Below are 13,754 nucleotides of genomic sequence, written 5' to 3' on the forward strand. Positions count from 1 at the left end.
AGTATCTCCGCGGGTTCCGGCCGCTAGCCCCCCAGGCTGCTGAAGCACAGCGCCGCCACGGTGAGCGCCATGGCGGCCGTGGCCGCCCAGCCCATGCGGCGCAGGCGCGGCGAGATCGCGTGGGCGCCCATCACGTCGGCGCGCGAGGCGAGCCGCATCATCACGGCCATGATGGGCACGGCGATCACGCCGTTGATGACCGCGGCCCAGAACAGCTCGCGCACCGGGTCCACGGGCAGGAAGCACAGCGCCACGCCGCCCAGCGTGGCGCCCGCCACCAGGCCGTAGAAGCCGCGGCCCTCGCCCTGCTCCAGCCGCAGGCTGAGGCTGCCGCGCCAGCCCAGCGCCTCGGCCATGGCGTAGGCGGCGGAGCCGGCGAGCACCGGCACGGCCAGCATGCCCGTGCCGATCACGCCCAGGGCGAACAGCAGGAAGGCGCGCTCGCCGGCGATGGGCCGCAGCGCCTGCGCCGCTTCCGCCGAGGTCTGGATCTGGGTGATGCCGGCCGCGTGCAGCGTGGCCGCCGTGGCCAGGATGATGAAGAAGGCCACCAGGTTGGAGAAGGCCATGCCGATGTTGGTGTCCCACTTGATGCGGCGCAGGTGGTGCCGCACCTCGGCCGCGCTGTGCGGCTGCCCGGGGCCGGCCGAGCGGTCCTCCATCTCCTGGCCGGCCTGCCAGAAGAAGAGGTAGGGACTGATGGTGGTGCCGAAGACAGCCACCACCGTGAGCAGGGTGTCGCGCGAGGCGCTCAGCTGCGGCCACGCGATGCGCAGCGCCACCTCGGTCCAGTCCAGCCGCACCGAGAAGGCCACGGCCACGTAGGCCAGCAGGGCCAGGGTGAGCCACTTGAGCCAGCGCACGTAGGCCCGGTAGGGCAGGAAGACCTGCAGCACCAGGCTGGCCAGCCCGAAGGTGACGGCGTAGATGTGCAGCGAGCCGCCGGCCAGCAGGTGCAGCGCCTCGGCCATGGCGGCGATGTCGGCGGCGATGTTCAGCGTGTTCGCCAGCACCAGCAGGCCGACCACGCCCAGCAGCACCGGCCGCGGGAAGGCGCGCTTGATGTTGGCCGCCAGGCCCAGCCCGGTGACGTAGCCGATGCGCGCGCTGATGACCTGGATCGCCGACATCAGCGGCAGGGTGAACACCACCGTCCACAGCATGGAGAAGCCGAACTGCGCGCCGGCCTGCGAATAGGTGGCGATGCCGCTGGGGTCGTCGTCGGCGGCGCCCGTGATCAGGCCCGGGCCCAGCTTGCCGGCCTGGCCGCGCAGCCAGCGCCAGCGCAACTGCAGGTTCCTCATCGCCACCTCATCCTAGAATCACAGCCCATGATCGGCTCCGTGCTTTCCATCTCTGCCGGCGCCTCGCTGGGCGCCCTCCTGCGCTGGGTGTTGTCCTCGCGCTTCAACCCGTTGTTCCCGGCCCTGCCGCCGGGCACGCTGATGGCGAACCTGCTGGGCGGCTACCTGATCGGCATCGCGGTCGCGGTGTTCGCCCAGTGGCCCGACCTGCCGCCGCAGTGGCGCCTGTTCATCGTGACCGGCTTCCTGGGCGGCCTGACCACTTTCTCGACCTTCTCCGCGGAGGTGGTGACCCAGCTGCAGAACGGCCACACCGCCTGGGCGCTGGCGACCGCCTTCACCCACCTGCTGGGCTCCTTCGCGCTGACGGCCCTGGGCATCGCCACCGTGACCTGGCTGCGCTGAGCGGGCCGGGCGCGGGGGCCTGCCGTCCACGAGGCCGCCCACGCTCAGGCGCCGGCCTGTGCGGGCGCCGCCTGCGGCTGCGCCAGCACCTTGTCGATACGCCGCCCGTCCAGGTCCACCACCTCGAACACCCAGTCCCCGCAATCGATGCGCTCGCCGGTGGCAGGCAGGTGGCCGGACACGGCCATGAGCAGGCCGGCGACGGTGTTATAGCGGCCGCGGTCCTCCTCGGGGAGTTCGCGGATGTCCAGCCGGGCCTTGAGCTCGGCCACGGGCATCAGCCCGTCCAGCAGCCAGGATCCGTCCTCGCGCCGGGTGGCCCAGGCGTCGGTCTGCGCGCCCGGCTGCAGCTCGCCGGTGATCGCCTCCAGCAGGTCGTGCGGCGTCATCAGGCCCTGCACCACCCCGTACTCGTCGACCACGAACACCATGCGGCCGGCCTTCTGGCGGAACTGCTCCAGCAGTTCCATGCCGGTGAGCGTCTCCGGCACGAAGAGCGCCGGCTGGGCCAGCTGGTCCAACGTCGCCGTGCTGCCCTCGGGCTGGCCAAGCAGGGCGGCGACGGCGACCAGCCCCACCACCTCGTCCAGCGAGCCCCGGCACACCGGGTACCAGGAATGCGGCTCCAGCGCGGCCAGCTGGCGCAGGGCGTGCACCGCCAGCGTGCCCGACTGCAGCCAGACGATGTCCGAGCGCGGCACCATCATGGAGGTCAGCGGCCGGTCGTCCAGGTGGAACACGTTCTGCACCATCTGGTGCTCGTGCTGCTCGATCACGCCCGCGTCCACGCCCTCCTCCAGGCTGTGCACGATCTCCTCCTCGGTCATGCCCCGGCCCTTGCCCACGTCGATGCGCAGCAGGCGCAGCACCGCCAGCGTGGTGGCGGTCAGCAGCCTGACGAAGGGGCCGGCGGCGCGGGCCAGCCAGGCCATGGGCCGTGCCACATGGCGGGCCACCGCCTCGGGGTAGAGCTGGCCGATGCGCTTGGGCACCAGCTCGCCGAAGATGATGGTGATGAAGGTGATGGCGGTGACCACCAGGCCCGTGGCCAGCACTTCGGCCACGCCGCGGTGCAGCCCCAGGCCGATGAGCCAGGCCGCCACGGGCGGGCTGAAGGCGGCCTCGCCCACGATGCCGTTGAGGATGCCGGTGGCGGTGATGCCGACCTGCACGGTCGAGAGGAACTGGGTCGGCCGCTCCATCAGCTCGAGCGCGACGCGCGCACCGGCGTCCTCGTCCTCGGCCAGCGTCATCAGTCGCGCCTTGCGGCTGGAAGCCAGCGCCATCTCGGACATGGCGAACACGCCGTTCAGCACCGTGAGCAGTGCGATCAGCAGCAGTTCCATCCGCGACGAGAGAAGTCAGCCACCGGGTGACTGTACTTGATCGCCCCCGGCCGGCGGGGGGTGCAGCGCCGCTCAGCCGGTGCGCACGCGGCTGCGCGCGCCGGGTGCCCGGGGCCCGAGCTGGGCCAGGCACTCCGCGAGCTGCACGGCGCACAGCGGCTTGCCCAGGAAGGCGTCCATGCCGGCAGCCAGCGCCTGCCCGCGGCGGGCCGGGCTGGCCTCGCCGGCGACACCGATGATGAGCGCGCGATGGCCCCGCTGGCGCAGCAGCTGCGTGGCCTCGGCGCCGTCCATGAAGGGCATGGCGCCGTCCATGAGCACGACGTCGTAGTCCTGGCTGTCCATGGCCACGATGGCCTCCAGGCCGTCGGCGGCGAAGTGCACCTGGGCGCCCAGGGCCGTGCGCAGCAGGCGGCCCGCGCAGTCGCGCCAGGCGGCCTCGTCGTCCACGACCAGCCAGCGCCCGCTGGCCGCGCGCGGCGGCGGGGCGGGACGGTTCGGCGGCTCGGACGTGGGCATGCGAACAGGCTAACCGCGGCCGCGGCGGCCGGCTTAGGGAAATGGCTGAGGGGCCCGTCAGTCCGCCGTCAGCGCGGCCCTGCGGACCGTGGGCCCGCGCCGGCGCCCTATCATCCGCCCCACATGGCTTCCTACCTGATCGGCGATCTCCAGGGCTGCGACGAACCGCTGGGCCGCCTGCTGGACCAGGCCGGCTTCTCGCCCAGCCGCGACACCCTGTACCTGCTCGGCGACCTGGTCAACCGCGGGCCCGAATCCGCCCAGGTGCTGCGGCGCCTGGCCGGCTACGGCGACGCGGCGCGCTGCCTGCTCGGCAACCACGACCTCAGCCTGCTGGCCATCGCGCAGGGGGTTCGCGCACCGCACCGCAACGACACCCTGGACGCGCTGCTGGCCGCGCCCGACCGCGACGCCCTGCTGGACTGGCTGCGCCAGCAGCGCATGGCCATGCACGAACACGGCATCCTGATGGTGCACGGCGGCGTGCTGCCGGCCTGGGACCTGGCGCAGGTGATGGCCCTGGCGGCCGAGGTCGAGGCCGCGCTGCGGGGGCCGGACCTGGCGGCGTTCCTGCCCCGCATGTACGGCAACCAGCCCTCGGCCTGGGACGAGGGCCTGCAGGGGGCTGACCGTCTGCGCGTGATCGTCAACGCCCTCACCCGGCTGCGCTTCGTCACCCCCGACGGGCACATGGACCTGAAGGCCTCCGGCGGGCTGGACGCCGCACCGCCCGGCCACCTGCCCTGGTTCGAGGTGCCGGGCCGCCGCACCGCGAACGTGACGGTGGCCTTCGGCCACTGGTCCACCCTGGGCCTGCTGCGGCGGCCGGGGCTGATCTGCCTGGACACGGGCTGCGTCTGGGGCGGCTGCCTGAGCGCCCTGCGCCTGGCCGCCGATGGCGCGCACGAGCTGCTGCAGGTGCAGTGCGAGCAGGCCCAGGCGCCGGGGGAGTAGCCAGCCTCAGGCCGGTGCGTAGCCCGCCTCGGCCAGGGCACGGCCGATCTGCTCGCGCTGCGCCTGCGACTCCACCTGGGCCGTCTTGGCCTGCAGGTCCACCTGCACCTTGGCCTGCGGGTCCACGGACTGCACGGCCTCGGTCACGGCGCGCACGCAGTGGCCACAGCTCATCTGGGGCAGCTTGAATTCGATCATGGGCGTCCTTTCTGTTCGACGAAGCGTTGGGATCGCGCAAGTGTGGACCTTCCCATGGTGGTAAGGTCAAGCCTTGACTCTCCCACCATGGGAAGGTTCAGGATGACGCCATGAACACCGCCACACTTCCCGCCCCGGCCGAGGCCGACGGCGACGCCTGCGACTGGCGCCTGCCCATCGAAGGCATGACCTGCGCCTCCTGCGCCGGCCGCGTCGAGCGCGCGCTCAAGGCGCTGCCGGGCGTGCAGGACGCCAGCGTGAACCTGGCCACCGAGACGGCCAGCGTGCAGGCCGGGCCCGCGCTCACGCTGCCCGTGCTGCAGGCCGCGATCGAGAAGGCCGGCTACGCCGTCGGCGCGGGCGCGCAGAAGCTGGAGACCGGCGAGGAGGCCGTGCCCGTGCCGCAGCCCGCCCCCGGCGCCCGCGCGGCCTGGCCGGTGATCGCCGCCGCCCTGCTCTCGCTGCCGCTGGTGCTGCCCATGCTGGCCATGCCCCTGGGCCTGGACTGGGCGCTCCCGGCCTGGCTGCAGTTCGCGCTGGCGACGCCGGTGCAGTTCGTGCTGGGCGCGCGCTTCTACCGTGCCGGCTGGAAGGCCCTGCGCGCGGGCGCCGGCAACATGGACCTGCTGGTCGCGCTGGGCACCAGCGCCGGCTGGGGCCTGTCCGTCTACCTCTGGCGCGCGCACGGCAGCGGCCACGGCATGCCGCACCTGTACTTCGAGGCTTCCGCCGTCGTGGTGACGCTGGTGCTGCTGGGCAAGTGGCTGGAAGCCCGGGCCAAGCGACAGACGACGGAGGCGATACGCGCGCTGAACGCGCTGCGGCCGGAGCTGGCCCGCGTGCGCGGCGCGGACGGCCAGGAACGCGAGCTGCCGGTGGCGCAGGTGCGCGTGGGCGACCGCGTCGTGGTGCGGCCGGGCGAGCGCATCCCGGTGGACGGCGAGGTGCTGGAGGGCGCGAGCGAGGTCGACGAATCGCTGATTACCGGCGAGAGCCTGCCGGTGGCCAAGCATGCCGGCGACAAGGTCACGGGCGGCGCCGTCAATGCGCAGGGCCTCCTGCTGGTGCGCACCACCGCGGTGGGCGCGGAGTCCACGCTGGCGCGCATCGTGCGGCTGGTGGAGTCGGCGCAGGCGCGCAAGGCGCCCATCCAGCGCCTGGTCGATCGCGTGAGCGAGGTCTTCGTGCCCGTGGTCATCGCCGCGGCCGTGGTCACGCTGCTGGGCTGGGGCCTTGCGACCGGCAACTGGGAGCAGGCGATCCTGAACGCGGTCGCGGTGCTGGTGATCGCCTGCCCCTGCGCGCTGGGCCTGGCCACGCCCACGGCCATCATGGCCGGCACCGGCGTGGCCGCGCGCCACGGCATCCTGATCAAGGACGCGCAGGCCCTGGAGATCGCGCACCACGTGAAGGTGGTCGGCTTCGACAAGACCGGCACCCTGACGGAAGGCCGGCCGCGGCTGGTCGCCCTGGCCCCGGCAGGGACGGGCGAGGGTGAGGATGCGCTGCTGGCGCTGGCGGCCGCCCTGCAATCGGGCAGCGAGCATCCGCTCGCGCGGGCCACGGTGGAGGCGGCGCGCGGGCGCGGGCTGACCGTCCAGCCCGCGGGCACGCTGCAGGCCGTGGCCGGCCGCGGCGTCGCCGCGCAGGTGGACGGCCGCGAGATCCGCCTGGGCAGTTCACGCTGGATGGCCGAGCTGGGCGTGGACACCGCCGCGCTGCAGGCGCGGGCCCAGGGCCTGCAGGCCGAGGGCCGCACCGTCTCCTGGGTGGTCGAACTGGCCCAGCCGCCGCGCCTGCTGGGCCTGCTGGCCTTCGGCGACACCGTCAAGGCGGGCGCCGAAGGCGCCATCGCGAAACTCGCGGCCCAGGGGGTGAAGAGCGTGCTGCTCACCGGCGACAACGCCGGCAGCGCGCGCGCCGTGGCCGCGCAGCTGGGCATCGCCGAGGTGCGCGCCGAGGTGCTGCCGGAAGACAAGGCCCGCATCGTGGGCACGCTCAAGGCCGGCGGCGCGCTGGTCGCCATGGTGGGCGACGGCATCAACGACGCACCCGCCCTGGCGGCCGCCGACGTGGGCATCGCGATGTCCACCGGCACCGACGTGGCCATGCACGCGGCCGGCATCACCCTGATGCGCGGCGACCCGGCCCTGGTGGCGGACGCCATCGACATCTCCCGCCGCACCTACGCCAAGATCCGGCAGAACCTGTTCTGGGCCTTCGTCTACAACGTGGTGGGCATCCCGCTGGCCGCCTTCGGCCTGCTCAACCCGGTCATCGCCGGGGCGGCCATGGCCTTCAGCAGCGTGAGCGTGGTGATCAACGCGCTGATGCTGCGCCGCTGGACCGGGAGCGCGAAATGAACACGGCAAGCTCCGCACGCCATGCGCCCGCCGCCGCCACGCCGGCCGGCCCCTTCAACATCGGCGAGGCGGCCCGCCTGTCGGGCGTCTCGGCCAAGATGGTGCGCCACTACGAATCGCTGGGCCTGCTGCCCGTGGTCTCGCGCACCGACGCCGGCTACCGCCAGTACGGCGAGCGCGAGGTCCACACGCTGCGCTTCATACGCCGCGCGCGCGACCTGGGCTTTTCCATGGCGGAGATCGCCGGGCTGCTTGCGCTCTGGCAAGACCAGGGGCGCTCCAGCGCCAGCGTGAAGAGGATCGCGGCCACCCACCTGGCGGCGCTGGACGAGAAGATCGCGGAGATGGCGGCGATGCGCAAGGCGCTGCAGCACCTGGTGCACTGCTGCAGCGGGGACGGGCGGCCCGACTGCCCGATCCTGGACGAACTGGGCCGCTAGCGGACGGGCGCTCAGCCCGCCGACTTGAACAGCGCGGCGACCTTGCGCTTGGTCTTGATGTTGGCCGAGACGCGGCTTTGCACCGGCTCGGGCTCGGACTTCGAAGGGGCGGGCGCGCTGGTGGCCGCCGGCGGCTCGTAGGGCCGGTCGAAGAAGGGGTCGGCCGAGGGCGCGGGACGGGCCGCCGGGCGGGGCCGCGGCGGCGGCGGGGTGCCGTCCATCACGTCGCGCGGGTCGCCCAGCTCGCCGCGCTCGCGCCAGGTGCGGCGGCCGTCGTTGATGCGGCCGCGCGGACGGTCTTCCTCGAACTCCATGGGCTCGACCTCGATCTTGCGCTTGAGCAGCTTCTCGATGTCGCTCACCAGGCGGGCGTCGTTGCCGCCGGACACGAAGGTCACGGCCAGGCCGGAGGCGCCGGCACGGCCGGTGCGGCCGATGCGGTGCACGTAGTCCTCGGCGTTGAAGGGCACGTCGAAGTTGAAGACCGCGGGCACGTCCTTGATGTCCAGGCCGCGGGCGGCCACGTCGGTGGCCACCAGCAGGTCGACCTCGCCGGCCTTGAAGGCGGCGAGCGCCTTCAGGCGCTCGTCCTGGCTCTTGTCGCCGTGCAGGGCGGTGGTCTTCAGGCCGTCACGCTCCAGCGAGCGCGCCAGCCGGGCGCAGCCCAGCTTGCTGTTGACGAAGACGAAGGCCTGGCTGATGCCCTTGGCCCGCACGATCTGGCGCAGGGCGCGGCGCTTGTCGTCGTCGACCACGCTGTAGAAGTGCTGCTCGACGGTGGAGGCCGTCTCGTTGGGCCGGGCCACCTCGACGGTGACCGGGTCCTGCAGGTAGCTGTTCGCCAGGCGCTTGATCTCGGGCGAGAAGGTGGCCGAGAACAGCAGCGTGGTGCGCTGCTTGGGCAGGAAGGAGAGGATGCGCTGCAGGTCGGGCAGGAAGCCGATGTCCAGCATGCGGTCGGCCTCGTCCAGCACCACGTACTCGACCTGGTTGAGCACCGCGTTCTTGGCCTCGATGTGGTCCAGCAGGCGGCCTGGCGTGGCCACCAGCACCTCGACGCCGCGCTTGAGCTCGGCGGTCTGCGGCTTCATGTCGATGCCGCCGAACACCACCGCGCTGCGCAGCTTGGTGTACTTGGCGTACATCTTGACCTGCTGGGCGACCTGGTCGGCCAGTTCGCGCGTGGGCAGCAGCACCAGGGCGCGCACCGGGTGGCGCGCGGGCGAGGTCGAGCTGTTCTCGTGCTTGAGCAGGCGCTGCAACAGGGGCAGCGAGAAGGCCGCCGTCTTGCCGGTGCCGGTCTGGGCCGCGCCCATGACGTCGCGCCCCGTGAGGACCACGGGAATGGCCTCGGCCTGGATCGGGGTCATGGACTCGTAGCCCATTTCGGCCACGGCACGCGCCAGCGGCTCGGCCAGCTGGAGGTTGGAGAAGGAACTAGACATGCAACCCCGGATTGTCGCAGACCCCGCCCGGACCGGCCGGCGGCCCGGAAATCGGGGGTTTTTACAGCTCGCGCGCGCCGAAGGTGTCGCAGGCCTTGACGCTGCCGGACTGGTAGCCGGCCATGAACCAGTGCTGGCGCTGGGCGCTGGTGCCGTGGGTGAAGCTCTCCGGCACCACCGCGCGGCCGGCGGAGCGCTGCAGGGCGTCGTCGCCGATCTTGGCCGCGGCGTTCATGGCCGACTGGATGTCCTGCGGGTCCAGCCACTGCTTGCTTTGCTGCGACCAGTGGCCCCAGACGCCGGCGAAGCAGTCGGCCTGCAGTTCCACCCGCACGCTGAGCGCGTTGGCCTGGGCCTCGGACAGGCGGCCGCGCTGGGCGTCGACCTTGCGCGTGATGCCCAGTTCGTCCTGCACGTGGTGGCCGACCTCGTGGCCGATCACGTAGGCCTGGGCGAATTCGCCCGGCGCGCCCAGGCGGTTGCGCAGGATGTCGTAGAAGCCCAGGTCGATGTAGACCTTCTGGTCGGCCGGGCAGTAGAAGGGCCCCATGGCCGCCTGCCCCTGGCCGCAGCCGGTGGGGATCGCGCCACGGAAGAGCACCAGCTTGGGCGGGTGGTAGGTGGCGCCGGCCTTCTGGAAGAGCTGGGTCCAGACGTCCTCGGTGCTCCTGAGCACCACGGAGACGAACTTGGCCGCCTCGTCGTTGGCCGGCGGCGCGTGCGCGGGCGCCTGCTGCTGCACCGGGGCGGGGCCGCCGCCCCCGCTGAGCATGCCCAGGATGGTCATCGGGTTGATGCCGAAGATCGCGCCGCCGACGAGCGCGATGACGATGGCCCCTATGCCCAGGCCGCCGCCGCCGATGCCGAAACCGCCGCCACCCCCGCCACCGTCGCGTCGGTCCTCGACGTTGTCGGATTCGGCATTGCCTTCCCAGCGCATGATCGTTCTCCCGGCTGCGATACAGTGGCGCGATGGTATCCGCTTCCCTGGGTGGCCCGCGTCGGCCGCCATGCGTGCTGGTGACGGGCTTCGAGCCCTTTGGCGGTGACAGCGCGAACCCCAGCTGGATGTCGGCGCAGGCGCTGCACGGCCGGCTGGTGCTGGGCCACCGGGTGGTGGCGGCCCGCCTGCCCACGACCTTCGGCGACGCCGCCGCGGCCCTGCGCGAGCTGCTGGGCCACTTCCGACCCGAGCTCGTGCTGTGCACCGGCCAGGCCGGCGGGCGCACCGCCCTGTCGCTGGAGCGCATCGCGATCAACGTGGACGATGCGCGCATCCCGGACAACGCCGGCGCCCAGCCGGTGGACGCGCCCGTGGTGCCGGGCGGCCCGGCCGCCTACTTCAGCACCCTGCCGATCAAGGCCATGCGGGCCGCCCTGATGGACGCCGGGCTGCGGGCCGAGGTCTCGCAGACGGCGGGCACCTTCGTGTGCAACCACGTCTTCTACGCACTCATGCACGAACTGGCCACGCGCCCCGCGCTGGCCCGCACGCGCGGCGGCTTCATGCACGTGCCCTGGCTGCCGAGCCAGGGGCAGCCCTCCATGCCGCTGGCCGAGATCGTGCAGGGCCTGCAACTCGCCCTGGAGGCCGCCCTGGCCAACGTCAGCGATATCCGCCAGGGCGCGGGCGCACTCGACTGACACCGGATGTCGCCCGCGCGCCGCCGCGGGCTTTCGCCCAACCGTAAAATCGGGGGGTGTCCATCCTGAACGCCGACCTGCACAGCCACTCCGTCGTCTCCGATGGCACGCTGACCCCGGAAGACCTCGCGGCCCGTGCGGCCGCCAACGGCGTGGAGCTGTGGTCGCTGACCGACCATGACGAGGTGGCCGGCCAGCAGCGCGCCGCCGCCTCGGCCCGCGAGGCCGGCATGGCCTACATCACGGGCACCGAGATCTCCGTCTCCTTCGCCGGCCAGACGGTGCACATCGTCGGCCTGGGCTTCGACCCGGACGACGAGGCCCTGCGCGAGGGCCTGCAATCCATACGCGACGGCCGCGGTCCCCGGGCCCGCGAGATCGCCGCCCAGCTCGAGAAGGCTGGCATCCCGGGCGCCTACGAGGGCGCGCTGCGCTACGTGCGCAACCCCGAACTGGTCTCGCGCACCCACTTCGCGCGCTTCCTGGTCGAGTGCGGCGCCTGCCAGGACACGGGCGAGGTGTTCCGCCGCTTCCTGGTCGAGGGCAAGCCGGGCTTCGTGCCGCACCGCTGGGCCGCGCTGCGCGACGCAGTGGGCTGGATCACCGGCGCCGGCGGCATGGCCGTGATCGCCCACCCCGCCCGCTACCGCTTCACGCCCAACGAGGAGTACGCGCTGTTCTCCGAGTTCAAGGCCCACGGCGGCAGCGGCGTGGAGGTGGTCACCGGCAGCCACACCGCGGCCGAGTACGTGCAGTACGCCGGCATGGCCCGCGAATTCGGCCTGGCGGCTTCGCGCGGCAGCGATTTCCACAGCCCGCAGGAAAGCCATACCGACCTGGGCACCCTGCCCTGGCTGCCGGGCGGCCTGACGCCCGTGTGGGAATTGCTCGAAGAGCGCATCCGGTGAGGCGCCCCAGCCACCCGCTGGCCGGTATCGCGCTGGTGGTGGCTGCTGCCGCCTGCTTCTCGGCGCTGGACACCACCACCAAGTACGTGAGCGCCGGCGTGCCGCTGCTGATGGCCCTGTGGTTCCGCTATGCCTTCCAGGCCCTGGCCACCACCGCCCTGGTGCTGCCGCAGCGCGGCATGCGCGTGTGGCGCACCCGGCACCCGAAATTCCAGGCCCTGCGCGGCCTGCTGCTGCTGGGCAGCAGCCTGTTCGCCTTCGCCAGCCTGCGCTACATGCCGGTGGGCGAGTTCACCGCCATCGCGATGATCGCGCCGCTGGCGGTCACGGTGATGGCGGCGACGATGCTCAAGGAGCAGGTCTCGCCGCTGCGCTGGCTGCTGGTGGCCGGCGGCTTCCTGGGCACCCTGGTCATCATCCGCCCCGGCGGCGACAGCTTCCACTGGGCGACGCTGCTGCCGCTGGGCCTGGTGGTGACGAACGCCTGGTTCCAGGTGCTCACCAGCAAGCTCGCGCGCACGGAAGACCCGGTCACCATGCACCTGTACACCGGCTGGGTGGGCGCGCTCATCGCCAGCCTGGCCCTGCCCTTCGTCTGGACGACCCTGGCCGAGCCGCGGCTGTGGGCCCTGCTGGCCCTGATGGGCCTGGCCGCCACCGTGGGCCACTTCATGCTGATCCTGGGGTTCCAGCGCGCCCCGGCGGCCACGCTGACGCCCTACCTCTACTCGCAGATCGCCTTCGCCATGACGGGTGGGCTGCTGGTGTTCGGCCACGTGCCCGACAGCGCGGCCCTGGGCGGGATGGCGATGATCGCCTTCTGCGGCGCGGCCGGGGCCTGGCTCACCGTGCGCGAGAGCCGCGTGCTGCTGGAACCGGTGGAGGCCTGAGCCATGGCCCAGTACTTCGAGGTGCACCCCCAGAACCCGCAGGCCCGCCTGCTCAAGCAGGCCGTCGCGCTGCTGGAGCGCGGCGGCGTGCTGGCCGTGCCCACGGATTCCAGCTATGCGCTCGCCTGCCACCTGGACGACAAGGCCGCCGTGGACCGGCTGCGGCAGATCCGCCGCGTCGACGAGCGGCACCACCTCACGCTGCTGTGCCGCGACCTGAGCGAGCTGGCCAACTACGCCCGCGTGGACAACCGGCAGTACCGGCTGGTGAAATCGGCCACGCCCGGCCCCTACACCTTCATCCTGGAGGCGACGCGCGAGGTGCCGCGCCGCGTCTCGCACCCGCAGCGCAAGACCATCGGCCTGCGCGTGCCCGGGCACCTGGCGCTGCAGGCCCTGCTGGACCTGCACGGCGCCCCGCTGCTGGCCACCACCCTGATCGACCCCGACACGGGCGAGACCCTGAACGATGCGCAGGCGATCCGCGAGCGCTTCGAGCACGACATCGCCGGCGTGGTCGATGCCGGGCCCTGCCCGCTGCAGCCCACCACGGTGGTGGACCTGGTGCCCATGGGCACCGGCGGCGAGGCGGTGGTGGTGCGCCAGGGCGGCGGGCCGCTCGGGGCCCTCGGCCTGGAATGAGAGAATCCGCGCCTGTGGATACCAACAACCTCGTCCAGACGATCCTCGTCTACGCCCTCCCGGTGCTGTTCGCGATCACGGTGCACGAGGCCGCCCACGGCTACGTGGCCCGCGCGCTGGGCGACAACACCGCCTGGATGCTGGGCCGCGTCACGCTGAACCCGCTGCGCCACATCGACCCCATGGGCACGGTCATCATGCCGCTGCTGCTGCTGTTCACGACGGCGGCGCTGCCGGGCGGCCCCTTCCTGCTCGGGTACGCGAAGCCGGTGCCGGTCTCCTTCGGCAAGCTGCGCCGCCCCAAGCGGGACATGGTGTGGGTCGCGCTGGCCGGCCCCGGCTCCAACTTCATCCAGGCGCTGCTGTGGGCACTGCTGTTCGTCGGCCTGCAGGCGGCCGGCGTGTACGAGCCCTTCTTCCTGGGCATGGCCAAGGCCGGCATCCAGGTGAACCTGGCGCTGGCGGTGTTCAACCTGTTCCCCATCCCGCCGCTGGACGGCGGCCGGGTCATGGTCGGCCTGCTGCCCATGCGCGCCGCGATCGCGCTGTCGCGCGTCGAACCCTTCGGATTCTTCATCGTGCTCGCGCTCGTGGTCGCGCACGTGCTGGACGCGCTGTGGATGCAGCCGCTGATGCACGTCGCCTACGGCGTCCTCAACCTGCTGATCGGCCCGCTGCTCGCGGCCGTGCGCTGAC

General features: G+C 72.6%; 15 protein-coding genes. 9 read left to right on the top strand and 6 right to left on the bottom strand.

Annotated elements, in window-relative coordinates:
• Window positions 1–23: 23 nt before the first annotated feature.
• Window positions 24–1,304: an NRAMP family divalent metal transporter gene (locus tag IM725_RS04680; RefSeq protein ID WP_193779414.1), complete on the bottom strand. Its 1,281-nt coding sequence runs from the start codon at window positions 1,302–1,304 to the stop codon at window positions 24–26.
• Window positions 1,305–1,331: 27 nt separating this feature from the next.
• On the opposite strand from IM725_RS04680, the gene crcB reads away from it, so the two are divergent.
• The gene (crcB, locus tag IM725_RS04685) at window positions 1,332–1,709 is read left to right on the top strand and encodes a fluoride efflux transporter CrcB (protein WP_193779415.1); all 378 of its coding nucleotides are present in this window, start codon (window positions 1,332–1,334) and stop codon (window positions 1,707–1,709) included.
• 44 nt (window positions 1,710–1,753) lie between these two features.
• On the opposite strand, the gene IM725_RS04690 is transcribed toward crcB, so the two are convergent.
• Window positions 1,754–3,055, bottom strand: coding sequence for a hemolysin family protein (locus IM725_RS04690; RefSeq protein WP_193779416.1), 1,302 nt, complete (start codon window positions 3,053–3,055; stop codon window positions 1,754–1,756).
• A gap of 72 nt (window positions 3,056–3,127) precedes the next feature.
• The gene (locus tag IM725_RS04695) at window positions 3,128–3,574 is read right to left on the bottom strand and encodes a response regulator (RefSeq protein ID WP_193779417.1); all 447 of its coding nucleotides are present in this window, start codon (window positions 3,572–3,574) and stop codon (window positions 3,128–3,130) included.
• Window positions 3,575–3,697: 123 nt separating this feature from the next.
• Here IM725_RS04695 and IM725_RS04700 point away from each other — a divergent pair, with 123 nt between their 5' ends.
• Window positions 3,698–4,528: a symmetrical bis(5'-nucleosyl)-tetraphosphatase gene (locus tag IM725_RS04700; RefSeq protein WP_193779418.1), complete on the top strand. Its 831-nt coding sequence runs from the start codon at window positions 3,698–3,700 to the stop codon at window positions 4,526–4,528.
• Window positions 4,529–4,534: 6 nt separating this feature from the next.
• Here IM725_RS04700 and IM725_RS04705 read toward each other — a convergent pair whose 3' ends face one another.
• Window positions 4,535–4,726, bottom strand: a complete 192-nt coding sequence (locus tag IM725_RS04705) for a heavy-metal-associated domain-containing protein (RefSeq protein WP_193779419.1) — start codon at window positions 4,724–4,726, stop codon at window positions 4,535–4,537.
• Between the two features lie 110 nt (window positions 4,727–4,836).
• Here IM725_RS04705 and IM725_RS04710 point away from each other — a divergent pair, with 110 nt between their 5' ends.
• Both IM725_RS04710 and cueR read left to right on the top strand, forming a co-directional pair.
• Window positions 4,837–7,089: a heavy metal translocating P-type ATPase gene (locus IM725_RS04710; RefSeq protein ID WP_193779420.1), complete on the top strand. Its 2,253-nt coding sequence runs from the start codon at window positions 4,837–4,839 to the stop codon at window positions 7,087–7,089.
• Window positions 7,086–7,529 (top strand): Cu(I)-responsive transcriptional regulator, encoded by a 444-nt coding sequence (gene cueR / locus IM725_RS04715; RefSeq protein ID WP_193779421.1) that lies wholly within the window; start codon window positions 7,086–7,088, stop codon window positions 7,527–7,529. Before IM725_RS04710 ends, cueR begins: the two co-directional genes overlap by 4 nt.
• Window positions 7,530–7,540: 11 nt before the next feature.
• On the opposite strand, the gene IM725_RS04720 is transcribed toward cueR, so the two are convergent.
• Window positions 7,541–8,974 (bottom strand): DEAD/DEAH box helicase, encoded by a 1,434-nt coding sequence (locus IM725_RS04720; RefSeq protein WP_193779422.1) that lies wholly within the window; start codon window positions 8,972–8,974, stop codon window positions 7,541–7,543.
• Between the two features lie 61 nt (window positions 8,975–9,035).
• A complete protein-coding gene (gene ypfJ, locus IM725_RS04725; RefSeq protein ID WP_193779423.1) occupies window positions 9,036–9,914 on the bottom strand; it encodes a KPN_02809 family neutral zinc metallopeptidase in 879 nt (292 codons plus the stop codon).
• Between the two features lie 32 nt (window positions 9,915–9,946).
• On the opposite strand from ypfJ, the gene pcp reads away from it, so the two are divergent.
• Genes pcp through IM725_RS04750 form a run of 5 tightly spaced genes read left to right on the top strand, consistent with a single transcriptional unit; the run spans window position 9,947 to window position 13,753 of the window.
• Entirely contained in the window at window positions 9,947–10,618 is a 672-nt protein-coding gene (pcp, locus tag IM725_RS04730; protein WP_193779424.1) for a pyroglutamyl-peptidase I, read from the top strand.
• Window positions 10,619–10,674: 56 nt separating this feature from the next.
• Window positions 10,675–11,526, top strand: a complete 852-nt coding sequence (locus IM725_RS04735) for a 3',5'-nucleoside bisphosphate phosphatase (protein WP_193779425.1) — start codon at window positions 10,675–10,677, stop codon at window positions 11,524–11,526.
• Window positions 11,523–12,416, top strand: a complete 894-nt coding sequence (locus IM725_RS04740; protein ID WP_287067590.1) for a DMT family transporter — start codon at window positions 11,523–11,525, stop codon at window positions 12,414–12,416. Before IM725_RS04735 ends, IM725_RS04740 begins: the two co-directional genes overlap by 4 nt.
• Window positions 12,417–12,419: 3 nt before the next feature.
• On the top strand, window positions 12,420–13,058 hold the full coding sequence (locus tag IM725_RS04745) for an L-threonylcarbamoyladenylate synthase (RefSeq protein WP_193779426.1): 639 nt from the start codon (window positions 12,420–12,422) through the stop codon (window positions 13,056–13,058).
• Window positions 13,059–13,072: 14 nt separating this feature from the next.
• A complete protein-coding gene (locus IM725_RS04750) occupies window positions 13,073–13,753 on the top strand; it encodes a site-2 protease family protein (RefSeq protein ID WP_193779427.1) in 681 nt (226 codons plus the stop codon).
• Window position 13,754: the final 1 nt, after the last annotated feature.

It is taken from the genome of Ramlibacter aquaticus, assembly GCF_015159745.1.
GTDB lineage: Bacteria > Pseudomonadota > Gammaproteobacteria > Burkholderiales > Burkholderiaceae_C > Ramlibacter > Ramlibacter aquaticus.